Raw genomic sequence first — 26484 nt, 5'->3', positions numbered from 1 at the left:
TGTCGCAGCGACGATGCCGCGCTCTTCTGGCTCGATAACGCGCTCACGCGGCCGCCTCCAAAGCTCGGAGGCGCCCTTGTTGAAGAACTTCAGGGCCGAGCGTGGCGGGCTCCGCCCGTCGCAGCGCCTCTCGACCCAACACGCAGATAGTACCCGACCCGCTCGCCTGAGTGTCCCCCGTGAGGCGTCGGCAGCTGGCTGCTGCGGTCACGCGGCAAGCCCGATCATGACGAGCACCGCCCTTCACCGGCGACGTAGCGGCGGAGCCACATCGCCGTCACTCCGCGCACGTCGGCGGCAGATTTCCGGCTCCGAGCGGCGGACTCGGAGACCGTACGGCGGTCGATCCCCAGGTCGCCGGGCGCGTCACCGGAGGCCAACTCCTCGACGCGGACGCGGAGAGCCTGCGCGTCGTCGAACGGACGGCTCTGCGCGGAACTAGCGGCCATAGATACGGAGACGGCAGGCGGGTGGCGGGACCTATCTCGGCTCCGACGCGGGCCTGCCATCGCTGTACGACGTGGCGCTGCTCGGCCTGATGTGGACGACGTGGACCGGCTTCATGCAGGTCACGGCGCTGCTCGCGTCGGAAGAGGTGCCCGCGGAAAGCTTCCTGCCGTACGCACAGGCATGGTTCGAGCACGTCATCTCGCCGGAGGTGCCCACCCTCGCCGGCCAGGTGGACACCGGCGCCTACCCGGACAACGAGTCGACGCTCGGAATGCAGGCGGTGGCGATCGCGCACCTGGTACACGCGAGCCGGACACAGGGCGTGGACGCGGCGCTGCCGGAGTTCCTGCACGCGCGCGGAGCAGGCCAGCCGTCGCGGGCACGCGGACGACGGGTGCGGCGCCGTGTTCGAGGTCCTGCGCAATCCCACGGCCCAGGCGCTCACCGCCACCGCGCCCGCCACGACCGGCACAGAGACGCTGCGCATCGTCGACATCAACTGTCGTACCCCTGCGACAGTGTCCCGGTATGGTGAACGTAGAGCTGCTGCGGTCCGTGTTCCAGACGGCTTGGGGTCCTGACACGTGCGACCCGCATGACCTGGCTGACTGGCGGCCTGGAAACCCGGCCCGAGGCCAGTGCGGAACAACCACACTCGTAGCCCAGGATCTGCTGGGCGGTGAGCTGGTCCTGGGCGAGGTCCACGTCGAGGGCGTGAAGACCGGCTACCACTGGTGGAACAAGCTCCCCGATGGCACAGACGTCGACCTGACGATCGGGCAGTTCCACCCCGGTGAGATCGTCACCGGCGGCGCGATCCGCCGCCGCCCACCTGGAACACCGCTCAATCGCTGCCGCGGTCAATACGAGCTACTCCGGCACCGGGTGCTCAGCACACTGGCCGACCATCACCCGAGACTGAGTGTCGACCGTCCCGATCTCCCAGGCCGGCACGCAGCGAAGCACCCGCCGACGACTCGCCCACTCGGCCGGGTGGACCGCCGATCCGCATCGCCGTGGTCGCGCTGACTGATCCGACCGGTGCGGTGCTGCTTCAACTCCGCGATCCGCGCGCGGCGGCCGAGCCCGGCCAGTGGGCGCTCCCTGGCGGGCACGCCGAGGCCGGCGAAACTCCAACGCTAGCCGCCGTCCGGGAATTGGCCGAGGAAGCCGGCCTGACCGCGAGCCTTCACCCGATTGGGCAGGACCTACGCCCGGATCTGACCGGCGCAGCCTCGGCCGTCGAACTGCACGCCTTCACCGGCACCACCGCGGAGACGACGATCATGCTCGGCGAGGGCCGCCCAATGCGGTTCGTGCCGATCGCGGAACTACCCGAGGTGGACCTGAGCCCAATGGCAGCGGCCGTATTGCACCGGCTTGTCACCGGCGTGGCCGAATCGACATCCACCGATCAACTATAATCGCTCGCTCAGCCCAGCGGGGTGCCCTGCGCGGCTATGAAAGGTACCGAGCCGCTTACGCCGGTCTCGCTGGCATCGCCACAGATGGCGTGCCCGCGCCGGAAGCAGACGGCGTTACATTCGACGGTACGGACGATTCCGGCTAACCTCGGATGGGGCTGGTGACGTGCAGATTACCCAGGTCAGGGTGATCCAGAACCGCGACCTGGGCGTCGCACGCGGCGCCACGCGACACAATAGGGGCCGTGAGCGGATCCTTACGATCGGCACCTACCGCGACGACGAGGTGGAGGCTCGGACGACACCGGTGCGGCACCTCGTCGGACAGCTGACCGGCCGGTCCACGGTGATTGCCCTCACCGGATTGCCACCGCCACAGGTCGGCGAGCTCATCAGTCGCATGGCCGGAGTCGACGTCACCGCGGACGTGGCCGATCGAGTACACCGGCAGACTGGCGGCAACCCGCTCTTTATTGAGCAGACCGCGCGCCTGTGGAGCGGCGAGGAGGCGGCAGCGCCTTGTCCCGAGCAGGCACTAACTTGGCCACGCCCGATAGGCGGCTGTCTGCCGCTACGGCCGCGCCGCCCCGGAGGTCTCGGACGTCAACGAGTGAGTCGGGCTGGCCGGCCTGGCCTGCTGCGCCTCGATCGCCCGGATGTGCCGGTACGCGGACCACAACGGTGGGAATGCTCCAACAGCAAAGAAAAGGTCCACCATTGTCCAGAACCACGGGATCTGCCGGAGCGGCCCGCAGATCAGCGCCAGCGGTATAATCCCGGCGCAGGCGATCATGCCGAGCTGGACCACCCAGACGAACGTAGACGACCTGCACGAGCGCGCCGGAACCCAGGCCGCGATCCACCTGCACGGCAGCCTCTTCACACCCCACTGCGTGACAGCGGCTGCTCACCCGGCAACCTTCCCGGACCCACCCGACGGCGAGGCAACAGAGCCGCACGAAGGCCGCCGCGTCTCGCCGCCCCGGTGCGCCTCCTGCCAGGCACTCGTCCGCCCCGGCGTGGTGTGGTTCGGTGAGGCACTATCCGAGGCCGCGTTGACCACAGCGGCCGAAGTCGCCACCGCCTGCGACGTGCTGCTGACGGTCGGCACCTCCGGGGTCGTGTACCCCGCCGCCGAGATACCCCGGATCGCGGCGAGCTCGGGCGCCACCGTAATCCAGGTCAACCCACAGCCGACCCCACTTGACCGGATCGCCGCCATCAACCTGCGCGGCACCGCCGCACAGGTCCTCCCGACCCTGGTCGCAGCCGCGCGGCGGTAACTCAGGAGAGAACTCGGCGTCCGGCTGCCTGGTCCCGCCAGCCGAGTCGCACAGTACGCCGGCTCCTCGGTGAGAGGCACTAACGCGCCGAGGCCCGCCGCACCGACGAATGGCACGACATGCACCTCCACTCCCGTCTCGACAACGACCGGTCGCCCGAAGCTGAGCACGCCTGTGCTGCCACAGGGTTGCGGCCGAATGACGTGAATCAAGCCCTCATTTCGGGTGGCGGAGTTTACCGCTGCGGCTGGGCTGCCAAGCCAGGACATGAGCGCGGGCTATCTGTCGCCATCACCCGAAAGAGCCGAGTTGACGACATCGCAGCAGCGCTCAACGAGGCTGAGCCTGCGCAGAAGCTCGCCCTGTACCGGCTCCTCCGACCCGAGCTAACCTGCAACGACACAACACATACGGTGCACGCCGAAGTGGATCTTGGCACCCGCCGTTGGGTGGTTCGTGTCCGAGGGTGAGAAAGCCGATGATCAGCAGGATGAGCGTCAGCGTTGCCGAAAACGTGGCCGCCCCCGTCATGGTCGCGGAAGCGGCATGGGCACCACTGAGATAGCCAAATGCGCCCCCGGCCATGCCGATGATCAGGCTCAACAACAGGCCCCAGGCCAGCCAGAAGCCACGCACTGCGAACGTAGTCATGGTGATGCCCTTTCCGTTTCGTGTTAGCCGTACGACGGCCGGAGCCTGTCGGCGACTACCACGCTCGGGGTCCATCAGTCCAACGGAAAGGAGCGTGGACATGATTGGACGATGACCATCCCCACCGCTGGTCACCGGCACCTCGATCGCCTCCGAGCCCTACCCTGGACGAGTTCCATGAGCGGCGGTGACGGGCAGGGAGCATGCGGTGAGTCAAGCGGACGAACGGGATTTGCCTGCCTGGTTGGACCACGTGCAAGATCCGAGGCAGTTCGGAGACTGTCTGCGGCGGTTGATGACCACGCGCGGTGCCTCCATCGACAGGGTGGCCCGGCATAGCCACCAGGCCGGGCTGGGCATCTCTCGCAGCACGGCCTCGAACCTGATAAACGGAAGAACGGTCACCGAGAAAGCGCTGCGAGGCTTCCTGTCCGGCTGCGGGCTACCGCAGCAAGAGCATGGTCCGTGGCTGGCCAAGCGTCGGGGGATCTACCCAAGCCGCACCGCGGTCCCGCAGACGGCTTCACCATCCAGTTGGGTCATGTCGGTAGAGGCCCGCGGGCACTTCATCCACCGTGCCTGCGGGCACCGTAGCGGGTTGGCCAACACTGATCTGTTCCGTGGTCGAGACGCCGCGCTCTCGAAGGTGTCCGTGTGGTTGACCGCGGCACGGTCACCGGGACGACCATTGGTGGTTACGGGGCAGCCGGGCAGCGGCAAGTCGGCCCTACTGGGTCGCGCGGTGTTGCGTCTGGACGGGGACCACACTAGCCGTGGCGCGGCGGTCCACGCTCGTGGCCTCAATGCAGCCGAGATCCGCAAAGCGTTGGCCCCACTCGCCGGTCTCCCCGAGGTTGGCAGCACTCTTGATCTGCTGCACGCCCTAGGTGACGTGGGCGGCACGCCCCTCCGGGTCGCAGTCGACGCCCTAGACGAGGCCGCCACGGACGCCGACCGTAGAGCGATCACTGATCTGTTGGTCGGCTTGGCCCAGCTGCCACGACTGCGCGTAGTCGTAGCCACCCGCGCGTTGGGCGGGCGAGACCGCCATGCCTCTGGCACTGTGCTGCACAGCCTGGGAGCCAGCTCTGCGGAAAGCGTCAATCTGATCGATCTGGACGCGGATGCCTACTTCGACTCTGCCGGGCTTCGGGCCTTCGCTACCGCTGTGCTCACTCAGGATCTGCCGGGCGGCTGTTGGGCCGACTACCGGGCGGATTCGGCGCTAACTGACCGCCTCGCAGCGGTCGTCGCCGAACGCGCCGGAAGCAACCACCTGGTGGCGGCATTAGGGGCAACTGAACTCGGTTGGCGCGACCGGACAGTCGACCCGGCGGACCTGGGATTTGACCCTACTGCGGTCCCCTCGACGGTGGGCGAAGCGATCACCAAGTACCTCGACACCCTGCCGAGCCCGCAGCGAGCCATGACGCGGGCACTCTTGACTTCGCTGGCCTACGCTCGCGGGGGCGGAATCGACGAGCGACGCTGGATAGCGTTCACCGTGGCGTTGGGCGATCCGGTTACCCGGATGCACGTTCAGGACCTGTTGCACTCGCCTGCGTCCGCGTATCTGGAGTACAGCGAGACCGCCGGCGGTGACCGCACCATCCGGCTCTTTCACCAGGCGCTCAACGATGAGCTGCTCCGTCAGCAGGACGATCCACGTCGCGACGAGCAAGCTCTGCTGTCGACTCTGCGCCCCACTCCGGGCTGCGAGTGGAGGTGGAAGCATGCCGACGCCTATCGACGAAGCCATTCCGCCGACCACGCTGATGCGGCCGGACTGTTGCCGGTGCTGCTCAATGACTCCCAGTTCCTGACAGTGGCGGACCTCGACCGTCTGCTGTCGCTACTGCCGGTGGACCCGACGCCGGAGGTCGCACCCATTGCAACGGTTCTGCGACAGGCGACCGATGCGAGGGCGCTCTCTCCGCAGCGCCGGGCACGCCTCTTCGCACTCGGCGCAGCCCACCTTGGTTTGCCTCGCCTGCTGGCCTCGATGGAGTCACTGACCGCCGACTTCTTCCGAATCGGATGGGCGCACTCCCTCGGTACCCCTCATCAGGTGATCGGTGGGCATTCGGGGGAAGGCGTAGTCGTATCGATCGGAAGGTTCACGGGGCGGACGGTGATTGTCAGCGGCGACGCCAATGGAGCGGTGCACATCGCCGACGCTGCCAGCGGCCGCCTGCTGGCCGAACTGCCCGAGCACCCGGGCGGAGTAGACGCCGTCACCGTCGGTATGGTGGCTGGTCACGATGTCGTGGTGACGGTAGGGAACGGCCAGGTCCGCCTCGCCGACACTCTGACCTCAAGTTCGGTACTGGCCAGCGGTACCGGCCCGCTCGCGCTAGGCCGGATAGGCGACCTCGACGTGGTGGTCGTCGGCGACGATAGCGGACTCCTGGTACTCGATCCGATGTCCGGTCGGACCGTGTACCGAGTGCCGGATGAACTGCCTCCTTCTGCGGCGGTCTCCATCGGTCGCGTCGGTAAGCGCGATGTGATCGCATACTCAGCACGCAGCGGCGTCGTGCTAATCGATGGTCACGATCGCACCACAATTCACGAGCTTCCCTGCGATGTCGAGGATGGCGTGAACGCGATATCTTTCACCCGTCTAAACAACCACGAGCTGGTCGTTACCAGCGGCATGGGTCCGGTTCTACTGCACGACCCGCTTACTGGCGAGCGGGTCCGCACACTCGGCCACTACGCGATGACGACATGCGTCGCCACCGTTGATGACCGCGTCTTCGTGTTGGCCGCCTATACGGACGGCAGCATCGACCTGATCGACCTCGGCACAGGCACGGTGGCACGCACGATCAGCGGGCACACGGGCGCGGTGGCGGGCCTCGCCGTAGGTTCGGTTGGCGGACGTGGGGTGGTCGTGTCCGGCAGCCTGGACGCCATGGTGCGCGTTCACGACCTCAGCTTGATGGCGACCCCGGGTACCCCACAGACTGGGCACCAGGCCAAGGTAGAAGCGGTGGCGGCGGTGCTCGTTGACGGGCGAACAATGGTGGTGTCCGCTGGCGACGATGTACGGATCTTCGATGCGGACACCGGCCGGCTGGTCGGCCCTCCGCTGCCAGGCATACGTTCGCACATGAGTCTGGCGGCCGGTCGAGTCGCGGATCGTGACGTCATCGTCTGCGGCGGCTCCGCCGGTTCGCTCCAGGTCTTCGATGCAGTGACGCACGACGAGATCGCCGACTGGAGTGATGAGAGCTGGTACTGCGTGAAGGCTCTCGCTCTCGGGACAGTAGACGGCCGAGACGTTCTCGCAGTCGGCGCTAATGACGGCAGCGTGCGGGTGCTAGACGCCTCGGCGGGAAATCAAATTTGCCGCATCCCCTCCTCCGCGCGGGAGATGGCCACCGGAAGATCCAAAGCCGGTGGTTTCGTGGCCGTCTTGGGTGATGATTTCATCTGTCGCGTCTTCGATGCTACGACCGGGGCTCAACTGAGTGACCTGTCGGAAGCCGCTGGACGACTGTGTACGGTCGCTACCGGGTCGCTCCGAGGTCAAGATGTCGTGGTCACCGGCGGACACGACGGGCAGGTGCTGCTCGTCGATCCGCTGACCGGGGTCGCGCGGGAAAAATTGAGAGAACATCACGGCGAGGTGCTCGATGTCGCGACCACGTACATCGACGATGACCTCGTCGTAGTCAGCGGGGGTCGCGATGCGACGGTACAGGTGGCCGCAGTTTGTGCAGACGGCGTATTCGTCACCGACGTGGTCGATGTGGTGACCGCCCTCACCGCTGGACACGACGGTCGGATCTTCGTCGCAAGCGGCAGTTCGATTTTCAGCATCGCGCCAACCACAGTTCAGCGCTAGGTGGGCAGAGCAGGAGAATTCCGCGCCGGGCCCGGCCATGGGCGCTGTCAGCGGGTGGCCGTCACCCGGCAAGACCGGCGGTCAGCTGTCCGCGAAGCCATTCCGGGTCCCATGTCGAGACCGGCGGTCCACCGGCGAACCGGAACGACGGCACCGACCGGACGCCCACCTGACGGGCGAGTTGCTCGTCGTCGCGGACCCGGTCGGCGTACCCGTCGCCGGTCAGCACCACGGTGACGTGTTCGCCGTCCATGCCTGCGGCCTCGGCCTGCTCGCGCAGCACGGCGTGGTCGGAGAGGTCGGCCGACCGGGCATGGTACGCGTCGAAGAGGCGGTCAAGCAGCGGCTCGACCCGGCCGGTGTGCTGTGCCAACTGCACCACCCGGTGCATGTCGAAGGTGTTGACCGGCCGCACGATCTCCGGGCGCAGCACCGCTCCGTAGGGCGCGCCAATGGTACGGATCCGGTCGAAGACGTCCTCGATCTCGGCCGGCGACATCTCCCAGTCATCGGTCATGATGTCCACGAGCCGACGCCCCTGGCCCGGCGGCAGTTGAGGCCGCAGCTCGAAGGCGCGGTGGACGGTCCGGACGTCCGCGGCAGCCGGAAGCCGGGACCGGGCGGCCTGCCAGCCCAGCCGGCCGAGATAGCACCACGGGCACATCACGTCGGACCAGATCTCCACGGTCAGCACGCTGCTGTTCCTCTCCCGGATCTGGTTCGGGCCGGCTCGGGCACGGGCAGCACCTCGGGCGGGCCGTGCTGGTCGAAGACCACCGCCCGCATCGTCCGGCCCACCGTCTTACCCGTTCGGGAGTCAGTCACCGGGCCAGGTTAAAAGCTCAACCCTACTTGAGGTCAAGCCAACCAATCTCGTCTTCGATGGCCGGTCGTGGCCAGGTGTGACACCGCCAGCGCTTCCACACCGGGCGGCGCCGCGGCCGACCGGTGCCGGATGATGCCGAGCATCGCGCCATACACCATGGACAGTCCGACCCCGGTCCACCCGGACGGGAAGCCTTCCCAGTGCGCGATGCCGAACGTCGCCGCGATCCCGCCAGGAATCGGCTCGTCCCACGGTCCTCGTAGGCTGGGCTGCCGGCTGCGCTCCTCGGGACAGCGGCACGGCGCAGTGCAGGCACCGGAGCAGGTGCCCGGCTATGCCAGCTGGCTCGTCGTGCCCGTACTGATTGGTGACGCTGGCCAGGGCGGGTTCGCTGGCCGGTTCTTGACTGCTTCTTGCCCTTTTCCAGACGTGCCTTTACCTTGCGCTGCCATCGTGAGGCCTGCCGAAGCTGCGCACCTCCGACCCACCGCTTCCGGCGGTGCGTCACCACCTTTGTGGTTCACCGAGTGAGGAAGACGTCTGTTGCTCAACACCAGGAGAAACGCTGTTCCGTCGACCGGCGATGAGGGGGCAAACGGTGCCACCTCATCGGCCCTGCCAGCCCTGGGACGAGACCGCTACCTCGACCTCCTGCGGTCCGTCGCCATCGTTCGCGTGGTGGTGCTACACACCGCCGGGGCGCCCTGGATGACACTGGCCTTTCCATCTATGGGCATCATGTTCACGCTCGGTGGAGCGATGATGGCTGCGTCCCTCGACCGCCGAAAGGGTTTCACGACCGTCATTCGGGGCAGGATGCGTCGGCTACTACCCCCGCTGTGGATGGTGGCGGCGGTTGCCCTGCCGTTGATGTGGTGGGAGGCACACGGGTCGGATGCGCCGTTCCGCCCAACGTGGCAGTACCTCTTCTGGCTCCTGCCGGTGGGTGACCCGCCCGTCGGTGAGTCCGAGCTGGGTGGCGGCTTCACCGGCGTGCTGTGGTATCTGCGCGCGTACCTGTGGTTCGTCCTGCTCTCGCCTTTGCTGCTGCGCATCTTCCGCCTGAGTCCCTGGGCGGTGCTGGCGGTGGCAGTGTGCGGGGTGGTTGCCCTCGACCTGTCAGCCGTCGGGGGTGAGGGGATCCTGAGCTCGATGCTGACGGGCTCGGAAGGGCTGTTGAGCAGCTTCGTCGTCTACCTGGCCTGCTGGCTTGTGGGATTCGCCCACCACGACGGTCTGTTGTCCCGCATCAGCGCCTGGGCCACCGTGCTCCTGGCCGCCGGGCTGACAGCCGTAGGCTTGTGGTGGACCTACCGGGCCGAGCAAGAGATCGAATTCAGCTCGCTCAGCCTCTATGACAGCCTGGTGTTGAATACACTGCTGTCACTCGCATTCGCCTTGGTGTTGCTGCGCTTCCGGCCGGGTGCCGGGCTGATCGACCGGGTCGCCCCACTCCGGGGGCTGACCGAACGGATCAACTCCCGGGCGGTGACCATCTACCTATGGCACTACCCGTTGCTGCCTCTGGTGTGGTGGCTGAGTGAGGACGGCCTGTTCGCCGGATGGCCCGTGCCGGAGGTGGTGGCCATGATCTGCGTGGAGTTCTCGCTGGTCCTGGTCGCGGCGTGTGCGTTCGGTTGGGTCGAGGATCTGGCTGCCCGCAGACGTCCCTCGCTGCTGGGCGGGGGCAGGAAACGGCCCCCGGCGCGTGCGTGAAGGTCCGCAGACCGACGGCTCAGAGGGGCCGCGGGGCAGCCACGCATCATCAGGACCGAGGTTGGGCTGTGAGCGCCAGGTGATCGGTTCAGCGCCGCGGCAGGTCGAAGCCGATCGTGGCGCCCCCGCCGTCGCGGTTGCGCGCGAAGACCGCCCCGCCGTGAGCGGTCACCACATCTCGGACGATCGCCAGGCCCAGCCCCGAGCCGCGCATGCCCTGGGCCTCGGGAGCTCGGTAGAACCGGTCGAAGAGCCGCCCTTCGGGTAGGTCTGGTATCCCGGGTCCGCGGTCCCGCACCTCAACCCGGCCCCGGTGGATCACGATCTCCACCGGGGCCCCGGAGGAATCAAACTTGGTGGCGTTCTCGACCAGGTTGGTAAGGGCTCGTTCCAGGGCCTGTGGCCGGCCCGTGACGACGGTAGTGTCGGCCTGCGTCGTGGATCTCCCGGCTGGATCGGGTACGGAAACGCTGGGCAACCCTTCCCGCGATCTCCGCGAGCTCAACGCGCTCGGTCGCCTCCAGTTCTCGGGTGTCCGTCGCAAGCTCCACCAGCTCGTTGACCAGCTTGATCAACTCCCTGGACTCCATCGTGAGGTCGGTCAGCAGTGGACCGCGGGCGGCCAGGGGCAGTTCGTCGAACCGGTGCAGCAGGGCGATGTTGGTCCGCATGCTGGTCAGTGGGGTGCGAAGCTCATGGCCTGCCTCCTGCACCAGCCGTTGCTGGGCGTCCCTGGACCGGGCGAGCTGACCCAGCATCCGGTCGAAGGCCCTGCCGAGGCGGCCGACCTCGTCTCGCCCGCCCGCAGGCACGGGAAGATCCAGTCGTCCGGTGACGGTTACCTCCTCCGCCACCCTGGTCAGTCGGACAAGGCCGCGGGTCACCCGAGTCGTCACGAACCAGCCACACACCCCGGCCGCCAGCGAGATCGCGACGCCGACCGCCGTGATTCTGGTCCTGAGGCTCGTGAGTAGCGAGTCCACCTCGCTGAGCTGTTGCGCCACCTGGATCGCTCCGCGCCCGCCGCCGAGCGCGACCGTGATAATTCGTACCCGGGTGTGATCCAGCTGGGCCTCGCTGCTCCGGGTGTGCCCCGGATCCCCGGCCGCGGCCACCGCCCGGTCCGCGTCCGACACCGGAAGCGGCTGGGGGTGGCCCTCGTCAACGACCTGCCCTCCGGGTCCGAGGATCTGGCCGATGAGCGTGTCGGATCCAGCGAGGACGTCACCGAGATCAATGCCGAGGTCGTCGTCCAGCTCGACCAGGTCCTCCGGCGTCAGATCACCGGCGTCGATCGTCAGCTCCGCCACGGCCTCCGCCGCCCGGTCGAAGTCGTCGTCGGTCTCCTGCCAGATCAACCCGGACGCCTGACCATAGCTCAGCGCGCCGACACCGACGGCGACCAGCGCCGCGACCGTGGCGAACAGCAGGGAGAAGGTCAGCCGCAAGCTGGGGCGGGTCATGTCGCGCAGAGTCATGACTCGCGGAGCGTGTACCCGACTCCCCGGACCGTGTGAATGATCTCGGGTGCGCCCGGGCGGGCCAGCTTGCGCCGCAGGTAGCTGATGAAGACGCTCAGGTTCTTCGAACCAGTGCCGAAGTCGTAGCCCCAAATGCGGTCGTGAATCGTGGTGCGGTCCAGCACCACCCCGCAGTTACGTATCAGTAGTTCGAGCAGGTCGAACTCTGTCCGCGACAGGACAATCTCCGCACCACCCCGCCATGCTCGGCGCGCTGCCAGGTCGAGCCGTACCCCGGCTGCTGTCAGCTGGTCGCTGGCAGGGCTGTCCGGGCCGATGCCCGGGGCCGCCCGACGCAACAGGGCGCGCAGCCTGGCCAGGAGTTCGTCCGGCTCGAAGGGCTTGACGAGGTAGTCGTCCGCGCCGGCGTCGAGCCCCGCAACCCGGTCGGAGACCTGGGTTCGTGCAGTGAGCACGAGGATCGGGGTTCGGTCGCCCTGTGCCCGCAGGACCCGGCAGACCGTGAGGCCGTCCAGGCCGGGCATCATCACATCCAGGACGAGTAAGTCCGGGTTGTCCCGGCGGACCGCAGCAATCGCCTCGAGGCCGTCACCCATGGCGACGACGTGGTAGCCCTCGAGCAGCAGGGATTGCTCGACGGCGCGGCGGATGGCGGGATCATCCTCGACGAGGAGGACGGTGGGCACGGACACCACCGGACTGTGCCACATCTCGTCCGACCGGAGCCACCGCACCGGACCCCCACATTCCACCAGGCCTTCCTCTTCAACACCCCTGCGCTGGCCAGTCTTCGCCACCCCTGCGCTGACCGGCGCCAGACTGTGCGTCCTGCGGTCACCGATCACGCCACCCGCCGCGGCCGCGTCCGCGTCCGCGTCCTGGACACCGTACGAGCCCGCCGTGGCGGCACACCGCTCCCCCGGCCGTTGCGGCACGCCGCTCCCCGCCGTGGCGGCGGGCCCGTCCCGGCCTGCAGGTAGCCGTGCGACGATGCGATCGTGCAGGACGCGAGCTACGCCGCACGCGCCGACTGGTACGCGGAGTACGTGCGCGGTCCAGCCGCCTGGTACACCTTGGACATTGGCGCCGCCCTCGCCGACCTGGTCGGCCCGGGACCCCGGGCGCTGCCTCGACATTGGGTGCGGACCCGGCGTGCAGGCCCCCATGCTGGAGGCGCTCGGCTGGACGGTGGCGGGCATCGACCTGTCCCTGGGCCAGCTTCGCCATGCCCGCGCCCAACTGCCGGTGGTGGCGGGCAACGGCGCCACGCTGCCGATCGCCGGTGAGAGCCTCGATGTGGCCGTCGCCACCTCATCCACACCGACGTGGGCGACTCGGCCGCCGTCGTGGCCGAGGCCCGCCGGGTGCTACGGCCAGGGGGTCGGTGACGTTCACCGGGCCCGGGCTCGGCGTCGGGATCCGGCCCCGGTCGGGGTGCGGCACCGCACCCTGACGGAGCTGCTCGACGCGGTCACCGGAGCCGGCCTCCAACTGCTCCAGGTGACCGAGTACAAGATGACCGGACCAGTGCCCGGACTGCTCGGCATCGTCGGCAGGCGTCGCTCATCACGCCGACGTTGACCAGCTGGACGCAGCAGAGCCTCATCACTCCGTGTCGCCGTAACCCTGGCTCTGCCGCTCAACCTCGGCCTGGGCCGTGACCACGTCGCGGATCTGATGGAGGTGTTCCGCGACTGATGCAGACCGTAGCGGCGCAAGATCTCATCCCTCTTTCACCGTCGCCAAGTCTCCTTCAGCCGCCTGGCCGAAACTCGTGGACCACCTTAATCAGCCCAACAATGTGCCGGTTGAACTCGTCGAGTTCCTCAGCCAGCACCCACAGCTCGAGGATGTCGCGGCCGCCGACCTGCCGGACCGGGTAGCGGGAGGCGAACGCGCGGGCGACCTCGAACCGGGTCACGTAACCGACGCCGGAGACGGGCACGTTCCAGTCCCGGGCGATCATGATCGCGTACTGCTCGCTAAGGACCGGGTAGAAGATCGGCTGGTCGGGCAGCCGCGGCGGCCACGCTTTCCAGCCGGAAGCGCGCGCGAGGTCCAACTCCTCGGGGCCGGTCGGCCGCCACAGAGTCGTCGTCCCGGCCATCGCGGCACTCCTTCCTGGCGGGCGAACGGTACCGGCTGGCCCACGGCGTGGACCAGCCAATTCCGCCTTCGTTGTCGTACCGGTCAATCGAAGCCGAACGCCGGGGGCTCAGCGCTGCCGCCGGCCGGCCACTGCTGACAGCGCAGGTCAGCTTCGGAGGATGCGCGCGGGCGACGACGCCAAGGTGGTCGACGAGACCTTCGTCTTAGACGTTCGCCACCTTCACAGCTACGCTCCGTTTCGGAGTCAGGTACGTGATGGTCCGCACTCTGTCGTCGACATACAGATGCCACTGCCTCCCCGAGGGATCTCGGACGGTGAAGTGCTTGAAAGCTTTCCTCCCTCCGCCCCGCGCCTCGGCGGTGACTTCCTGGTGAATTCCCCACACCACCTCAATAGCGGGGCCCTCGCCTCTGGAGTCGGCAGCTTTCAGCAAAGCAGCTGCCATTGCTTTATACCTGTCAGCTCTCGCTGGATCAGGGTCGTTGAATTCGAGAACTCGCCTCTTGAGGCTGTTGTTCGTCTGGTCAATGATCCCTTGCAGCTCTTCTTTGCTCACGTCATCGAAGAACCCATCACCCTGGACGTCCACCCCTGGGTGCGCTTGCCGGAACGGGTCCACCTTCCGGTAGTTTTTGTGAAATACGAGCGGCATTGATCCTCCCCACCACGGAGACCATTGTGTTGCCGGACTACTGGCCATCGTACGACTTGAATACGTGGTTGCCGACAATCGCCAACGTCATGAATCCGACTGAATCTCATGTATCAAATGCGTGGGCACGCCCTCAGGCGGCACACGGTGCGGTTGGACACGGTCCACGCCGAGACGGCCAAGTCCACCACCGTGGCCGACTTCGAGCGGGCATCTCTGAACCGGCGCCGCGGCGCGACGCCACCTACGAACCCGAACGTGCCGCCGGCCCACCGCTGGAACGAACTGATTGACATACGGCAAACGCCGGGAGATGCGGTGGCGTTCGGGGTGGCGGGTGACCGACAGGGCACCGGGGGCGCGATCGTCGCGGCATGGCCGGGCAGCCCGCGGAGCTCCAGCACCTCGCGCTCATGCTGATCAACGACGGGCGCCGATCATACGCCGACGGAGTCATGCACCACAGGACCGGCGGCTGACGACATTCCGCGCCCAACCCATGCGCGCTCGGAGTTGGATCCAACAGCTGAGGTGTTTGCGTGGACAGCCGCGGACAGGCTTTTGTGAGTCACTGCGACCATGGCTGCATGATTCGGTGCTCCGGCGCCCGCGTACGGCGCCTGGCTTGCCTGACTGCTGCAGTGACTGTTGTCGCAGTCCTGGTGACGGTGACGGTGGTGTGGGGGCAGCTTCTACTGGCGAATGCCCGGGCCGCACTCAGCTGGAACGTACTCGAGCGCGCCTCATGGATCGCTGCGGTGATGGCGGTCGTCGTTCCTGCCACGGTCGCAGGCCGCACCGCATGGCTTAGGCGAAGAGTGCGACGGCAGACGTCAGTCCGAATCGGTCGGATTCCCCCAGAGCCAGCCTGGTTTCAACAGCGGCCCGATCTGCTCGGTCAGACCGGCGCTCGATGGCGCAGTCGGAACCCCGTGCCTACGCAGGTACTCTCGGGGCTGGGTGGGGTCGGCAAGACCCAGATTGCCGCAGCTTTCGCCCGTCAGGCTGCCAGCCGCGGTGACCTGAAGCTGCTGGTCTGGATACCCGTATGCGGCCAAGACTCGATCATCACGGCGTACGCAGAGGCCGCAGCCGCCCTGGCACTAGTCAACGACCATGCCCATCCGCGACAGGCGGCCGACCAGCTGATGGCATGGCTGGAGCACGCCGATCAAAACTGGCTAATCGTTTGGGATAAACTCGACAATCCTGGCGATGCTGCCGATTGGTGGCCTCCTATGAATACGCATGGCCGGACCGTCGTCACCACCCGACGCCGCGATGCCGTGCTCGGCTCAGGAGACCGCACCCTGATCACCGTCGACCTGTTCACCACCGACGAGTCCGTGGCATATCTCAGGCGCGCCGTCGGCAAGCCCGTTCAACGCCAGCATGCCGTCGCCCTGGCCAAAGACCTGGACCACCTTCCGCTCGCCCTGGCACAGGCTGCCGCCTTCATCCGCGACCGCGATCTGGACTGCGTTGCCTATCGACGCAGGCTCAGTGACGTGAGCCTCCGCCTCGCCGATGTGGTCCCGCCTGCGGACGGACTTCCGGACAACCACCGGACGGCGCTCGCCGCGACCTGGACGCTGTCGATCGAAACGGCCGACAAGGCCGGCCCGCCCGGCATGGCACATTCCGTCCTCAACCTTGCCTGCGTCCTGCAACCCGAGGCGATCCCATTGGCTTTCTTTACGAGTAGGCCTGCCCTCGACTACATAACCTTGGAAGGCGAACTCGGGCAGGAAAGTGACATCCTCAATGTCCTGCACACTCTCGATCGGCTGAACCTGATCACCTGCAACCAGCGCACTTCCCTGGTACACACGCATGTGCTGATCCAGCGTGCCATTCGCGATGACCTGGATGCAGACAGCCTGGACGTGCTGCCCTGGATCGCCGCCGACGCGCTGCTGGAGATCTGGCCAGCGGTCGAGCCTGATCGACTACACGAACAGATACTGCGCGCCAACGCGCTCGTCCTCTTCGAGACGGCGCGCGCATCCCTGATCGAACCCCGCACTCACCCCCTGTACTTCCGCACAACCGACAGTCTCGTCGAAGCGGGGAACCACGATGCTGCGAACGCCATACTGCGACAGCTTCTCACCAAACAGACCCGCCTGATCGGGGCTGATCATGCCGATTCGCTTACCACCCGCCGACATCTCGCCGCCGCCATGGAAGAGAATGATCCACGTACAGCTGCGGCCTACGGGAAACTGTTCGACGACTGTGTGCGCATCATGGGCCCGGAACATCCCTATACCCTGGTCGCCCGCTGTGAAGTCGTGAAACGGAACGCCGACCACGACTATCCAGAGCATACCCTGGCCCGATTCGAGGAGCTGCTCGGCGACTGCCGCCGCATCCTCGGACCAGACGATCCAGTCACGCTCGGCGTGCAGGAATCCTTGGCTGATTGGCACGGAGATGCCGGTCACTTCGACGCGGCGAACGAGGTATACCACCAGGTCCTCGCAGCGCAAACCCGGATATTCGGCCCCGACCACCCCACCACGCTGGGCACCCGCAACAACCTTCTGTGCGTTCAGCATGAATCCGGAATACCCCTCGACGGATCCACCGGATTCCATGAACTTGTCGAGGAATACACGCGAGTATTCGGCCCGGACCACCCACGCACCCTCGCCACCCGGCTCAATTTCGCCTTCACCATCGGCGAGGAAGGTGACGTAGAAGGTGCTGCCGACACCTGCCAGACGCTGCTCGATGACTATGCCCGAGTCTTCGGCGCCGACCACTTCGAAGTCCTGGTCATGCGCTTGGCGCTGTCATACTGGCAGGCTCACGTCGACGCAGCTCGCAGTACCAGGTGTGCGTCACCGAAACGCTGAGACCACTGCCAGGCTGACGGGTACCCACAGGCCGGACACCACAACTCGCAGAACCGGGGATCAGGCGAGCTGTATTTGATGGCGCGACCCACCTCATGTGCAGTTGGTGGGTGCAGGCCGGCCGTTCCCGATAGGTGGTGTTCACATGGCCAGCCCTCTTCTCGCGACGCTTCGCGATCCACGTCGCGGGTTCTCTGCCGTCGTGGGTCGGCGAACCCCACCGCGCGTTCTACGGCAACCAGTTCGGCGGTACCGCTGTTCACCCACTACGGCGTCGAACAGTGGGTGCCCGAAATCGGCGGTCCGATCGACCTGATAGGGAGATCCCGTACATCCAGGTCGAGTCGTTGCGGCAGGTGCAGCAGCCGACCAATCCCTACGGTGGCCGGCCGGCGCACGGACCGGGTGGGCGGTGAGCTCGCCCGCCGGCCGGGTCCACCGCTTGCACCCCGACGGACGCCTGCGTTCAGCCGCTGGCGCCGAAAGTGGTGTCAAGGACAGACGTCGACGGTCCAGGTCTTGACGCCGGAGGTGATGGCAGCGCCGGTACACGCGAGCGAGGCCGTGACGCCAGAGGTGACGCTGAGCGGGCGATGCCGGCAGAGCGGGTGGCGCGCCGGACCGGTGCGGGCAACCGTCACCAGGACGCCTTGCGGATGCCTGGTAGTTCGCCGCGCAACGCCATCTCCCGGAACCGGACCCGGGACAACCCGAAGCGGGTCAGCACACCACGCGGGCGACCGTCGACCACGTCCCGGTTGCGCAGCCGAACCCGGCTCGAATCTCGGGGTAGGCGGGCCAGCTGACGCACGGCGTCGGCGCGGACGGCCGGGTCGGTGTCCGGGTGCGCGATCAGCCGCTTCAGCTCCGCCCGGCGGTCGGCATGCCGGGCGACCAGCTCCTCCCGGCGGGCCTGCCGGTTACGCAAGCTCCTGCGGGCCATGTCAGCGCGCCTCGCGGAACTCGACGTGCCGGCGGACGATCGGGTCGTACTTGCGCAGCACCAGCCGGTCCCGGTCGTTGCGGCGGTTCTTGCGGGTGACGTACGTGTAGCCGGTGTCGGCGGTGCTTTTCAGCCGCACGATGGGACGGATGTCGGTCTGGCGGGCCATCAGAGCTTCACTCCCTGGGCGCGCAGCTCGGCGACAACCTTCTCGATGCCCTTGCGGTCCACGGTCTTGAGTGCCTTTGCGGTCAGGGTGAGACTGACCCACCGCCGCTCCGACGGCAGCCAGTAGCGATGGCTCTGCAGGTTCGGGTTCCAGCGGCGTCGGGTACGCCGGTGGGAATGGGACACGGCGTTGCCAAAGCTCGGCTGCGCGCCGGTGACGTCACAACGTCGGGACACAGTGCTCGCTCCTCGATGAGACTCAAACGGTAACGACAACGGTTTTCAGTTTGACATCCACCGTCGGGCAGATCCAACCCGGGGCCGTCGGCGATCTCCACCCGAATGGGGCGCTGGGCGCGGACAGTCGGACCACGCTGGCTTCGGGAGCCTCCCGTATGCTTATAATGACAATCGTTTTCAGTAAGTCGAGAGGAAATTCCATGTCGTCGTCACCACAGGCCCCGACCCATGCCGTGACAGCCGACGCCGATACCCGCCCGTCATTGACCGTGCTGTCCGGGTTCTGGCCGGCGGCGACGTTCGCTGCCGCCCGCGCGCTGCTCGCCGCGGACACCTCGCTGCTGCTGATCCGGCACGATCTGGCCGGGATCCGGGACGGCGTCGTGCGGCGGGTGATCCGCACCGGCACCGGCATCGTCGAGGACGAGCGGGTCGAACTGCGGCACGGCTGCGTCTCCTGCACCCTGCGCGAGGACGTACTGCCCGCCCTCGTCCGGCTCACCCGCACGCACCCCGGCCGGGACCTGGTGTTGATGCTGCCGGAGGCGGTGGAGCCGGAGGCGGTAGCCGCTACCGCCGCGCACTACCTCGTCAACGGCGCCCCAATCACCGACCTCATCCGGGTGGACTCCTACGTCACCGTCCTCGACGCCGAGCACCTGCTCGACGGACTGGCCAGCACCGACGACCTCATCGCACTCGGCATCCAGGCCGCCGACAACGATCACCGCGCGCTCGCCGACGTCGTCGTCCGGCAAATCGAGTACGCCGACACCCTGGTGCTGTGGGGGCAGTCCCGCGACGGCGAATTCGATACCAGCCGGATGTCTGTCCTGCTACAGCGGATGGCGCCTTGGGCAACCCACCTACGAGTCGACGGCGACCTCGTGGACGCCGGCATGCTGACCCGTCAGTTGCGCCACACCCACCGGCACCGGCCGGAGACCCCCGGGGTACTCGCCCGCGCTCTGCAGGGCTATCTCCTGGGCACACACGCACCGGAGCCCGACAGCGGGGTCGTTTCCGCCGTTTTCCGCGCCCGCCGCCCGTTTCACCCGCAGCGCCTGCACGACGTCCTCGAAGAGGTCAACGCCGAGGCTATCCGCTCCCGCGGTCACCTCTGGTTGGCCAGCCAAGCCGACACCGTCATCGCCTGGGAATTCGCCGGCGGCGGCCTGGCCATGGGATCCCTCGGGCACTGGCTGGTCAGCCTGCCCGAGGATCGCTGGGACCAGGTCGAAGACCAACGCCGGCTCGCCGCAGCGATGGACTGGGACCCCTACTACGGCGATCGACACCAGCACCTGGTCTTTATCGGCCTCGGCATCGACCCCGTCGAGCTGCAACAGAGCCTCGCCGGATGCCTGCTCACCGACGCCGAACTCGCCGACGGCGAGGACACCTGGCGCACCTACCCCGACCCGTTCGCCGGTTGTTTTCCCCTCGCCGTAGCGGAGCGGGCCGACACCGACACCGACACCGAAGGAGCACGATCCAGATGAAGCCCGGCATCCACCCCGAGTACCGGCCCGTCGTCTACCGTGACAAGGGCGCCGACTTCGCCTTCCTCACCCGCTCCACCGCCACCAGTGACCAGACGATCGAGTGGACCGACGGCAACACCTACCCGGTTATCGACGTCCAGATATCCTCGGCCAGCCACCCCTTCTGGACCGGCAGGCAGCGCCTGCTCGACACCGCCGGCCGGGTCGAGAAGTTCCGCCAGAAGTACGCCCGCCGCGGGCCCCGAAGTGGATGAGCAGCAATCACTGCCGATAGCCACGACCATCGTTGCGGAGGCACAGCTTCGGGTCGCGGGTCTCACGCCCACCGCGCAGCGCCGCACTCGCGCTGCTGGTCGGGCCGGCGAGGGCGCACCGGCACCGCTGGGCGTGTCGATCAGCGACTGGCGCGGCCGGCCGAACCCACAACTCGCCGCGGCTGACCAGTAGACCGGTTCCCGCTCCCACGGTGGCACCAGCCCGCGGTGGGCCACGCGCACCGGCACGGCCGGACTCCCCGCCGGTGCGCGTGCGCCTAGCGCTGACGTGCCAGCCGGCGCTGGTGTCACCGACAGCGGCATATGGGACGGCGTCTGACACGCAGCTGCCCGTCGGGCCTTGGGGGCACTATCGTTCTGGCGTGCACATCCGTTTTGACGTCCCGGCCGATCCCGCCTACCCGAGCCGCGTGGCCGCTGCGCTCACCATTGATCAGCTGCGTAAGTACCTATACGTCGGCGCGGCGCTGGCAGCGGCGGGAGCGGCCGGCCTCGCCGTATCGCGGAGCCTCGGGTGGGGCGACCAGATCCAGCCGCTGTGGCTGACGATGCTCATGGGTGGCCTGCTGGCGATGCTGTACTGGCCATGGGTCCGGCTGCGCGCCCGGCGTCGGTCCAGTGACTACGCTGTCGAGGGCGCCTATGAGATTACTGACGACAACATTCTGATGCGCAGCGGCTCGCAGTCCAGCGGCATCGCCTGGGACGGGGTCGATCAGGTTAAGGCCACCCCCGAGTTCTGGATCCTGTACGTCGGTCAGATGCCGGCGACCGTAATCCCCCGTCGGTTGCTGTCTGCCGAGGACGCCGAGACGCTCCGCGCCTACCTGGCCGAACGCGGGCTGCTTCAGGTCCGATGAGATCGCATTCGGGGACGAAGCCGTAGAGCCGATCGAGTCACACCGGCATTGGTGGGCACGTGCGGCCGCCCTCGACGCTGGCGCAGACCCGGCGCCAGTTATGTCGGCGCCAGCCGCCTGGAGCAGCTCCACGACCGCATCCCCCGACCCTAACCAGGAAGGGCCCCGCCCCCTGCCGGCCCGTAGACGGTAGGGGTGGAGCCCCTCGTGGTACCTGGACGAGGGGTCAGTCCGGGCAGCCGGTGACATCGACGCAGTTGTTCGGCCGGTTCTTTGCCACGACGGTGCCGGTGGCAGCATTCAGCTCGACTGCGCCGCCGTTGTTGAAGATGCCCCCACCATCAACGGCTGCGGTGTTCTTGATCACTTTCCCGTCGAAGACGGTGACGATGCTGGTGTTGTAGATGCCGCCGCCCTGGAGGTTGGCGGTATTCCCGGCGACCTTCGTGTCTCGCAACACCAAGTCGCCATTGTTGGCGATCCCACCACCGTCAGTCGCGGCGGCGTTGTTTTCGATCACGCCGTCTTCGATGACCATGGTCATACCGATATCCATGAACAGCCCGCCGGAGACGCCGCTTGTCGCGGTGTTGTCGGCGATGACGACGGACCGAAACGTGTACGCCCCTCCTCCGACCGCGGTGACACCGCCGCCGGCGGTGGCAGTGTTGCTCATGATGTGGGTGTTGGTGACAGTGCCCGTACCCGTTCCTATAACGAGCCCGCCGCCTGACGGAGCATGATTGCCGGTAATCGTGCTGTGGTCGACCCGGGTGGCGCCCGCGCTGGCGATGCCACCGCCGAACAGAAGGGCGGTGTTGGCGTCGACACGGGACTTGCTGACTGTGAGCAGGCCGCTGCTGACGTTGATCCCACCGCCGCCGCTGTTGGCGGTGTTGTGGCTGACGGTGGAGCGCCGCACGCGGACGGTGCCGTTGGCATCGATGCCGCCTCCCGCGACGTTGGCGATGTTGCGGGAGATGGTGCTGTGGTTGGCGGTGAGTGCTCCGCCGGCGTTGACGAGAATGCCCCCGCCACTGTCGTCGGTGTGGCCGCCGGTGATCTTCAGATGGTGGAGGGTGAGGTCACCGCCGGCCTCGACGGTGAGGATTCTGAACAGGGGTGCGGCGGCGGCGCGTCCGATAGTGGTGTTCGTGCCGCCGTTGAGGGTGATGGGGGCGGTGATGGCGGGCAGGCCGGCGTCGTCGATGGCGGCGGTGAGCAGGTAGGTGCACTTCTTGGCGAGCTCGAGCACGGCACCGCCGCGGGCGTTGGCCAGGGTGATCGCGGCGATGAGCTTGTCCGCGTCGCAGGGGACCGGGATGCCCTTCGGCCGCACCTCCTTCTTCCCCCTTATGTCGCCCTTGCCCCTGCCCCGGTTGTCGTGCTCGCCGCCGTCGCGGTTGCCGCGGTGGTCGTTGGCGGACGTCCGATCGTCCGTGGCATTGGTGGGGTGTTCGGAGGCGTCGGCGGCAGGGGCGGCGGTGACGCCGCCGACGGTGCCTAGGGCCAGGCCGGTCACGCCGGCCAGTCCGACGGCCCACCATCGTGGCCGCGCCCGGCGCACACCTGGTCGGTCCGGTTTGTGTTCGTGGCGCTGATAGTTCATCGCGGTGTTGGTGTCCTTCCCCGTCACGGACGAGGAACCACCAACCCCGGAGGGCAGGACCGGAGTGGTGTTCCTCGGCTACCAGCAGGCGGCAGCAACCACTCCGAGCTAAACCGACACCAACCCCATCGAGACATGAACCCGAAAAACATGCCTAACCGAGACACCCATCCGCCACGACACCAGCCACACCCTCCGGGAACTGTCTCGCTAGTGGCTCTGCCTCACCTTCGGTGGTGACGGAGGGTGTTGACGCCTTCGGTGCCGCCGTTGTGGAGCGGGTAGGTCAGGGCGGCGTTGACCGCGTTGCGGTCAAGGCCGAGGCCGCGGGTGAACGTGTGTCGGTGGGGCAGGTCCGTGGCCGCTCGCGCTTCCCGCACCTCAAGACCGATCAGCCGACCGCTTGCTTCGAAGTCCAGATTGATCATTTCGTGCACACCGACTGGATCACAGGGATACGTCATCGCCGCCCGAGTGCCGGGAAGTAGATGTGGGCCGCTTTGGCGACCTCGTCGTACGTGACCTTCAACGGCACCATGGTGCACCGCCTGCCAGCGTCGACCGGTACCCACCGCCAGTGCACTCACATGTCGCGAGGCGCTCGTCACCGAGTTAATCTGATGCCGGTGCGTCGGCGTTCCGGCCGTGCCGAGGTCGGTGCGTTCAGCCGGCCTGCCAGCCGGCCGGGTCGACGCCGCCGGGTACTGGCGTCGCGGGGTCGTAGGGCTGTCGGGTGAAGATGAAGGTGCCGAGGTCGAGGTAGCTGACGGCACCTGTCGGGTCGCGTTGCACCCGCAGCCGTTCGCCGGCGAAGTAGCCGTTGGTCCCTTCCCAGTCGCCGTCGTCGGTGGGGCGTAGCCGGGTGCCGTGTCCGCCGGGAACTGGAGTCAGTTCCAGGCAGCCATCCGCCTGTGGACGGAGCACGTACGGGGCTGGTCCCCAGTACCAGGGGCCAGCAAGATCCAATAGCTGTGGGTCGACCGAGGGCAGCGGGCGCCACGGCGCCGGGATCCGCGGCTCCCGCTCGGCGACCGTCTGCAGCAGGTCCGCGGCGATAGCACCGGCGGCCAGGCCGGAGGTCACGTTACCCAGCACGACCGCGCCCAGAGCGTCGTCGGGGCTGACCCACACGGTCGCGACAAAGCCCGGCATCGAGCCGGTGTGCCCGGCCAACAGCCGCCCGTCGCGGCGCAGCAGCTGCATACCGAGCCCATAGCCGATGCTCCAGTCCGTCGCCTCCGGCGGGCTCGCCGGGTTGCGCATCTGCGCAACGGTGTCCGGTTGCAGCACCCTGTCGTCGCCGTCAATGAGGAACGCGGCGAACCTGGCCAGGTCCGTGGCGGTCGACCACAGCTGCCCGGCAGGCGCCATCAGACCGGTGTCCACGGCGGGCTCCGCCAGCAGCACATCGGCCCAGGGATGCACTGCCCAGCCAGTGGCGTGCGGCGCGACCGGCAGCAGGGTGGTACGGGGCATCGCGAGCGGCTCCAGCACCTCGCGCCGCAGCACCTCGCCCCACGCCTGGCCGCGAACCCGCTGCACGAGCGCGCCGAGCAGCGCAAAGCCGGGGTTGGAGTAGTGGTGGCGCTGTCCGGCCGGATGCACCTGCGGATCGCTGCCCAGCACGTCGGCCAGGTCGGGTCGCAGCGCGCCCGGGGTTCGTTCCCACCACGGGCCGGGCGTCTCAGCGATCAGCCCGGCGGTGTGCGCCAACAGGGCACCGATCGTGGCCTCGCCCGCCACCGTGCCGGGCAGGTGCTCGGCCAGCGGGTCGGTAAGCGCGAGCCGCCCCTCGTCGCGCAGGCGTAGCACCAGCACCGCCAGGAACGTCTTGGTGATCGAGCCAATCCGGTACTGGATACCGCCGTCGGGCACCCTACCGTCCACCGTGCCCCACCCGCCCTCCCACACAGGACGGCCGTCACGCACCACGGCAGCGACGACCGACGGTGCCCGACCCGCCACCTGACCCGTGGCCAACCGGTGGTCCAGCGCACGTCGGGTCTCAGGCAGCAACGGCGACGAAATCAGTGACATGCGCGCAACCTACCGCGCTGCCCCTCGACGATGCGACGCGTTCGGATCCGACCCGCGTGACGGACTGCAGTCGGCTGGGCGGAGAAGCGGTCGCTGGTTCTGATCGACTTGCAGGTCGTGTTGTCGACCGTACAGATTGTTTTCATCAGCGGTTGCCCGATCTGGTATGCCGCTCCCATCAATTGCCGGATACCGGCGGGAATCGTCGTCGCCCTCCTGCCCGACACCGTGTCCGACAACGGCGCCGCCACCGGCTACCTGCTGGGTGTGCCGGTGGTCGCGGCCCTGCTGCCCCTCGCCGCCGACCTGACCGGCCGCACCGTCGGCGCCACAACGGCGCTGTGCGCGCTGGTGATGCTGGTCTGGGGCCTGCTCCTGGGTCTCGGCGACGGGGTCTACGTCGCGGTCCCGGCGCTCGTCCTCGGCGCGGCGGCGATCGCATCGATCACCCCGCGGCGTGGGCTGCCCGTCCGCGAGCGCGGCGATCGTCCGGTCGACGCCTGACGGTCCCGACGACACGTGTCATGTGCTCAGTCGAACGAGATCCGCAGCAGGGTGTGAAGCGCTCGGCGTACGCCCGCACGCCGGCCGCCATCGCACGCTCGTGCTGCGCACCGCGCCGACGTCATCGAATCGATGGATCACGACATGGAGGCGCGGCGCCGGGAATTCGTCCTGGGCGGACTCTCCCGGGCAAGCGCCCGCAGGCGGACGACGGTCGTCGATCAGCGCCTGCTGGAGGTCCACCTTCGCGAACAGCTCGCCGCCGAGGCCGAGGAAACCGTCCGGGCCACCTACGCGGAGGGCTACGGCGACGGGATCCTGCACCGCGGGACCGCCGGCAAGCTGAGTTCCCCTACCTGTCCCCCACAACGAATCAGACCCCCTCACCGGAGGGGGCCTGACCTGCAGTGCAGGAGATCATATTTAAGTCTCCGAGGAGCGATCGATACCGACGCCCCACCGTCAGCACATCCGGTCCCCGACATCATGACCGACTAACGTCGTTAATAGATCACGCTGGCCCGCTACCGTGCGCTGGCACCCGCTTCCGGCCGCCCTCCCGAACCAGCGCCCAGTTGGGACTTCCGGCGAGTGCGGGCGCCACCGATCTTTATCCCGATGGTCAGCCGCAGAATGTGGTTGAGCCCCGCCATCTGCCCAGGAATTCGTAGGACAGCCTTTGGCAGGTGTCCGACGTGCAGCGGGCCGACGCCGTTCAGCACGTGGTCGAGCGCGGCCAACCCGGCGGCCCCGACCAGAAGGTTGGTTGCGTCGTCCTGGTCCATCCGCTCCGAAGGCCAGCAGAATTCGTCCTCGATCACGCGCAGCGGGGGAACAGCCACCGGGTGCCGCCTACGGTGCGATCTCGCTGAAATAGCACGAGCTCCAGCGATCCTCTCGTCCGTTGAAAGGGGTGAGCAGCAGCTCGTGGCTTGTCTCGGGCCGCCTCAGATCCGAGACCGAACGGCTGTTGCCACCCCGTCCGGAGCACCGGAACCTGCTCCCCCGGACGGTTGATCCTTGACCAGGTTGAGCG

27 protein-coding genes, 5 pseudogenes and 1 riboswitch are annotated in these 26484 nt (G+C 67.6%); of the genes and pseudogenes, 14 read left to right on the top strand and 18 right to left on the bottom strand.

All coding sequences use genetic code 11. From position 1 onward, the window contains the following. Positions 1-61: 61 nt before the first annotated feature. A riboswitch (S-adenosyl-L-homocysteine riboswitch) is annotated at positions 62-138 on the bottom strand. Positions 139-224: 86 nt separating this feature from the next. After that, the gene (locus tag AC1UKG_RS06200; RefSeq protein WP_029123528.1) at positions 225-449 is read right to left on the bottom strand and encodes a hypothetical protein; all 225 of its coding nucleotides are present in this window, start codon (positions 447-449) and stop codon (positions 225-227) included. 71 nt (positions 450-520) lie between these two features. On the opposite strand from AC1UKG_RS06200, the gene AC1UKG_RS06195 reads away from it, so the two are divergent. Genes AC1UKG_RS06195 through AC1UKG_RS06185 form a run of 3 tightly spaced genes read left to right on the top strand, consistent with a single transcriptional unit; the run spans position 521 to position 1874 of the window. Next, positions 521-985, top strand: coding sequence for an imine reductase family protein (locus AC1UKG_RS06195; protein WP_482642999.1), 465 nt, complete (start codon positions 521-523; stop codon positions 983-985). Next, on the top strand, positions 979-1479 hold the full coding sequence (locus AC1UKG_RS06190; protein ID WP_482643000.1) for a YunG family protein: 501 nt from the start codon (positions 979-981) through the stop codon (positions 1477-1479). The genes AC1UKG_RS06195 and AC1UKG_RS06190 overlap by 7 nt, the downstream gene beginning before the upstream one ends. Further along, a complete protein-coding gene (locus AC1UKG_RS06185) occupies positions 1467-1874 on the top strand; it encodes an NUDIX domain-containing protein (RefSeq protein WP_482643001.1) in 408 nt (135 codons plus the stop codon). The genes AC1UKG_RS06190 and AC1UKG_RS06185 overlap by 13 nt, the downstream gene beginning before the upstream one ends. A gap of 571 nt (positions 1875-2445) precedes the next feature. Here the strand turns inward: AC1UKG_RS06185 and AC1UKG_RS06180 are convergent. Beyond that, positions 2446-2733 (bottom strand): annotated as a pseudogene (locus AC1UKG_RS06180) (hypothetical protein); the annotation flags it as partial. Between AC1UKG_RS06180 and AC1UKG_RS06175 the strand changes: the two are divergent. The 3 pseudogenes from AC1UKG_RS06175 to AC1UKG_RS06165 all read left to right on the top strand — a co-directional run. Beyond that, positions 2684-3157: pseudogene (locus AC1UKG_RS06175) on the top strand (SIR2 family NAD-dependent protein deacylase); the annotation flags it as partial. The pseudogenes AC1UKG_RS06180 and AC1UKG_RS06175 overlap by 50 nt on opposite strands. Positions 3158-3199: 42 nt before the next feature. Continuing rightward, positions 3200-3309, top strand: a pseudogene (locus AC1UKG_RS06170) (GNAT family N-acetyltransferase); the annotation flags it as partial. A gap of 686 nt (positions 3310-3995) precedes the next feature. Continuing rightward, positions 3996-4253, top strand: a pseudogene (locus tag AC1UKG_RS06165) (helix-turn-helix domain-containing protein); the annotation flags it as partial. Positions 4254-4736: 483 nt separating this feature from the next. Here the strand turns inward: AC1UKG_RS06165 and AC1UKG_RS06160 are convergent. Further along, a complete protein-coding gene (locus tag AC1UKG_RS06160; RefSeq protein WP_482643016.1) occupies positions 4737-4859 on the bottom strand; it encodes a hypothetical protein in 123 nt (40 codons plus the stop codon). 12 nt (positions 4860-4871) lie between these two features. Here AC1UKG_RS06160 and AC1UKG_RS06155 point away from each other — a divergent pair, with 12 nt between their 5' ends. Further along, a complete protein-coding gene (locus AC1UKG_RS06155; protein WP_482643017.1) occupies positions 4872-7661 on the top strand; it encodes a WD40 repeat domain-containing protein in 2790 nt (929 codons plus the stop codon). A 61-nt stretch (positions 7662-7722) separates the two neighbouring features. Here AC1UKG_RS06155 and AC1UKG_RS06150 read toward each other — a convergent pair whose 3' ends face one another. Both AC1UKG_RS06150 and AC1UKG_RS06145 read right to left on the bottom strand, forming a co-directional pair. Further along, positions 7723-8355, bottom strand: coding sequence for a DsbA family oxidoreductase (locus AC1UKG_RS06150; protein ID WP_018744387.1), 633 nt, complete (start codon positions 8353-8355; stop codon positions 7723-7725). Next, a complete protein-coding gene (locus tag AC1UKG_RS06145) occupies positions 8349-8486 on the bottom strand; it encodes a hypothetical protein (protein ID WP_155244492.1) in 138 nt (45 codons plus the stop codon). The genes AC1UKG_RS06150 and AC1UKG_RS06145 overlap by 7 nt, the downstream gene beginning before the upstream one ends. Positions 8487-9030: 544 nt before the next feature. Here AC1UKG_RS06145 and AC1UKG_RS06140 point away from each other — a divergent pair. Beyond that, positions 9031-10203: an acyltransferase family protein gene (locus AC1UKG_RS06140; protein ID WP_482643002.1), complete on the top strand. Its 1173-nt coding sequence runs from the start codon at positions 9031-9033 to the stop codon at positions 10201-10203. An 88-nt stretch (positions 10204-10291) separates the two neighbouring features. Here AC1UKG_RS06140 and AC1UKG_RS06135 read toward each other — a convergent pair. Beyond that, a pseudogene (locus AC1UKG_RS06135) lies at positions 10292-11666 on the bottom strand (HAMP domain-containing histidine kinase). Positions 11667-11677: 11 nt separating this feature from the next. Then, the gene (locus tag AC1UKG_RS06130) at positions 11678-12394 is read right to left on the bottom strand and encodes a response regulator transcription factor (RefSeq protein ID WP_026325338.1); all 717 of its coding nucleotides are present in this window, start codon (positions 12392-12394) and stop codon (positions 11678-11680) included. 442 nt (positions 12395-12836) lie between these two features. Here AC1UKG_RS06130 and AC1UKG_RS06125 point away from each other — a divergent pair, with 442 nt between their 5' ends. Next, positions 12837-13265, top strand: coding sequence for a class I SAM-dependent methyltransferase (locus AC1UKG_RS06125; protein WP_482643003.1), 429 nt, complete (start codon positions 12837-12839; stop codon positions 13263-13265). Between the two features lie 172 nt (positions 13266-13437). Here the strand turns inward: AC1UKG_RS06125 and AC1UKG_RS06120 are convergent, their stop codons facing one another. Then, complete coding sequence (locus tag AC1UKG_RS06120; protein WP_482643004.1) at positions 13438-13791, bottom strand: ADP-ribosylation/crystallin J1; 354 nt, start codon at positions 13789-13791, stop codon at positions 13438-13440. 205 nt (positions 13792-13996) lie between these two features. Further along, the gene (locus tag AC1UKG_RS06115; RefSeq protein WP_026271483.1) at positions 13997-14446 is read right to left on the bottom strand and encodes a hypothetical protein; all 450 of its coding nucleotides are present in this window, start codon (positions 14444-14446) and stop codon (positions 13997-13999) included. A gap of 932 nt (positions 14447-15378) precedes the next feature. Here AC1UKG_RS06115 and AC1UKG_RS06110 point away from each other — a divergent pair. After that, the gene (locus AC1UKG_RS06110) at positions 15379-17307 is read left to right on the top strand and encodes a tetratricopeptide repeat protein (protein WP_482643005.1); all 1929 of its coding nucleotides are present in this window, start codon (positions 15379-15381) and stop codon (positions 17305-17307) included. 637 nt (positions 17308-17944) lie between these two features. On the opposite strand, the gene rpsN is transcribed toward AC1UKG_RS06110, so the two are convergent. The 3 genes from rpsN to rpmB are packed head-to-tail and all read right to left on the bottom strand — an operon-like array spanning position 17945 to position 18655. Further along, complete coding sequence (gene rpsN / locus AC1UKG_RS06105; protein ID WP_026271482.1) at positions 17945-18250, bottom strand: 30S ribosomal protein S14; 306 nt, start codon at positions 18248-18250, stop codon at positions 17945-17947. Position 18251: 1 nt separating this feature from the next. Continuing rightward, entirely contained in the window at positions 18252-18419 is a 168-nt protein-coding gene (rpmG, locus tag AC1UKG_RS06100; protein ID WP_018814461.1) for a 50S ribosomal protein L33, read from the bottom strand. Next, a complete protein-coding gene (gene rpmB, locus AC1UKG_RS06095; protein ID WP_018814460.1) occupies positions 18419-18655 on the bottom strand; it encodes a 50S ribosomal protein L28 in 237 nt (78 codons plus the stop codon). Before rpmB ends, rpmG begins: the two co-directional genes overlap by 1 nt. 203 nt (positions 18656-18858) lie before the next feature. Here rpmB and AC1UKG_RS06090 point away from each other — a divergent pair, with 203 nt between their 5' ends. Beyond that, the gene (locus tag AC1UKG_RS06090; protein ID WP_482643006.1) at positions 18859-20160 is read left to right on the top strand and encodes a CobW family GTP-binding protein; all 1302 of its coding nucleotides are present in this window, start codon (positions 18859-18861) and stop codon (positions 20158-20160) included. Next, positions 20157-20417: a type B 50S ribosomal protein L31 gene (locus AC1UKG_RS06085; RefSeq protein WP_018223705.1), complete on the top strand. Its 261-nt coding sequence runs from the start codon at positions 20157-20159 to the stop codon at positions 20415-20417. Before AC1UKG_RS06090 ends, AC1UKG_RS06085 begins: the two co-directional genes overlap by 4 nt. 7 nt (positions 20418-20424) lie before the next feature. Here the strand turns inward: AC1UKG_RS06085 and AC1UKG_RS06080 are convergent, their stop codons facing one another. Then, positions 20425-20628, bottom strand: coding sequence for a hypothetical protein (locus AC1UKG_RS06080; protein ID WP_482643007.1), 204 nt, complete (start codon positions 20626-20628; stop codon positions 20425-20427). 172 nt (positions 20629-20800) lie between these two features. On the opposite strand from AC1UKG_RS06080, the gene AC1UKG_RS06075 reads away from it, so the two are divergent. Further along, a complete protein-coding gene (locus AC1UKG_RS06075; protein WP_018744372.1) occupies positions 20801-21298 on the top strand; it encodes a YcxB family protein in 498 nt (165 codons plus the stop codon). 226 nt (positions 21299-21524) lie between these two features. Here AC1UKG_RS06075 and AC1UKG_RS06070 read toward each other — a convergent pair whose 3' ends face one another. The 3 genes from AC1UKG_RS06070 to AC1UKG_RS06060 all read right to left on the bottom strand — a co-directional run bounded on the left by AC1UKG_RS06070 (position 21525) and on the right by AC1UKG_RS06060 (position 24944). Then, positions 21525-22907 (bottom strand): right-handed parallel beta-helix repeat-containing protein, encoded by a 1383-nt coding sequence (locus AC1UKG_RS06070; protein WP_482643015.1) that lies wholly within the window; start codon positions 22905-22907, stop codon positions 21525-21527. A 224-nt stretch (positions 22908-23131) separates the two neighbouring features. Then, positions 23132-23371 (bottom strand): hypothetical protein, encoded by a 240-nt coding sequence (locus AC1UKG_RS06065; protein ID WP_482643018.1) that lies wholly within the window; start codon positions 23369-23371, stop codon positions 23132-23134. 199 nt (positions 23372-23570) lie between these two features. After that, positions 23571-24944 (bottom strand): serine hydrolase domain-containing protein, encoded by a 1374-nt coding sequence (locus AC1UKG_RS06060; RefSeq protein WP_482643008.1) that lies wholly within the window; start codon positions 24942-24944, stop codon positions 23571-23573. A gap of 117 nt (positions 24945-25061) precedes the next feature. Between AC1UKG_RS06060 and AC1UKG_RS06055 the strand changes: the two genes are divergently transcribed. After that, positions 25062-25448, top strand: coding sequence for a hypothetical protein (locus AC1UKG_RS06055; RefSeq protein ID WP_482643009.1), 387 nt, complete (start codon positions 25062-25064; stop codon positions 25446-25448). Between the two features lie 18 nt (positions 25449-25466). On the opposite strand, the gene AC1UKG_RS06050 is transcribed toward AC1UKG_RS06055, so the two are convergent. Then, a complete protein-coding gene (locus AC1UKG_RS06050) occupies positions 25467-25772 on the bottom strand; it encodes a hypothetical protein (protein WP_155244483.1) in 306 nt (101 codons plus the stop codon). 200 nt (positions 25773-25972) lie between these two features. After that, the gene (locus AC1UKG_RS06045; protein ID WP_482643010.1) at positions 25973-26290 is read right to left on the bottom strand and encodes a hypothetical protein; all 318 of its coding nucleotides are present in this window, start codon (positions 26288-26290) and stop codon (positions 25973-25975) included. Positions 26291-26484 lie beyond the last annotated feature (194 nt).

The sequence above is a fragment of the Salinispora sp. CH2A1_6 genome (assembly GCF_056820975.1).
The sequence above is the reverse complement of the archived record's forward strand: the minus strand, read 5'-3'. Positions and strand labels throughout refer to the sequence as shown.

Bases quoted from the DNA above. Each gene is read 5' to 3' on its own strand.
- AC1UKG_RS06200 (WP_029123528.1), bottom strand. From the start codon at position 449: ATGGCCGCTAGTTCCGCGCAGAGCCGTCCGTTCGACGACGCGCAGGCT.
- AC1UKG_RS06190 (WP_482643000.1), top strand. From the start codon at position 979: ATGGTGAACGTAGAGCTGCTGCGGTCCGTGTTCCAGACGGCTTGGGGT.
- AC1UKG_RS06160 (WP_482643016.1), bottom strand. From the start codon at position 4,859: ATGGCGGTCTCGCCCGCCCAACGCGCGGGTGGCTACGACTACGCGCAG.
- AC1UKG_RS06130 (WP_026325338.1), bottom strand. From the start codon at position 12,394: ATGTGGCACAGTCCGGTGGTGTCCGTGCCCACCGTCCTCCTCGTCGAG.
- AC1UKG_RS06120 (WP_482643004.1), bottom strand. From the start codon at position 13,791: ATGGCCGGGACGACGACTCTGTGGCGGCCGACCGGCCCCGAGGAGTTG.
- AC1UKG_RS06115 (WP_026271483.1), bottom strand. From the start codon at position 14,446: ATGCCGCTCGTATTTCACAAAAACTACCGGAAGGTGGACCCGTTCCGG.
- rpsN (WP_026271482.1), bottom strand. From the start codon at position 18,250: ATGGCCCGCAGGAGCTTGCGTAACCGGCAGGCCCGCCGGGAGGAGCTG.
- rpmG (WP_018814461.1), bottom strand. From the start codon at position 18,419: ATGGCCCGCCAGACCGACATCCGTCCCATCGTGCGGCTGAAAAGCACC.
- AC1UKG_RS06090 (WP_482643006.1), top strand. From the start codon at position 18,859: ATGTCGTCGTCACCACAGGCCCCGACCCATGCCGTGACAGCCGACGCC.
- AC1UKG_RS06085 (WP_018223705.1), top strand. From the start codon at position 20,157: ATGAAGCCCGGCATCCACCCCGAGTACCGGCCCGTCGTCTACCGTGAC.
- AC1UKG_RS06070 (WP_482643015.1), bottom strand. From the start codon at position 22,907: ATGAACTATCAGCGCCACGAACACAAACCGGACCGACCAGGTGTGCGC.
- AC1UKG_RS06065 (WP_482643018.1), bottom strand. From the start codon at position 23,371: ATGACGTATCCCTGTGATCCAGTCGGTGTGCACGAAATGATCAATCTG.
- AC1UKG_RS06060 (WP_482643008.1), bottom strand. From the start codon at position 24,944: ATGTCACTGATTTCGTCGCCGTTGCTGCCTGAGACCCGACGTGCGCTG.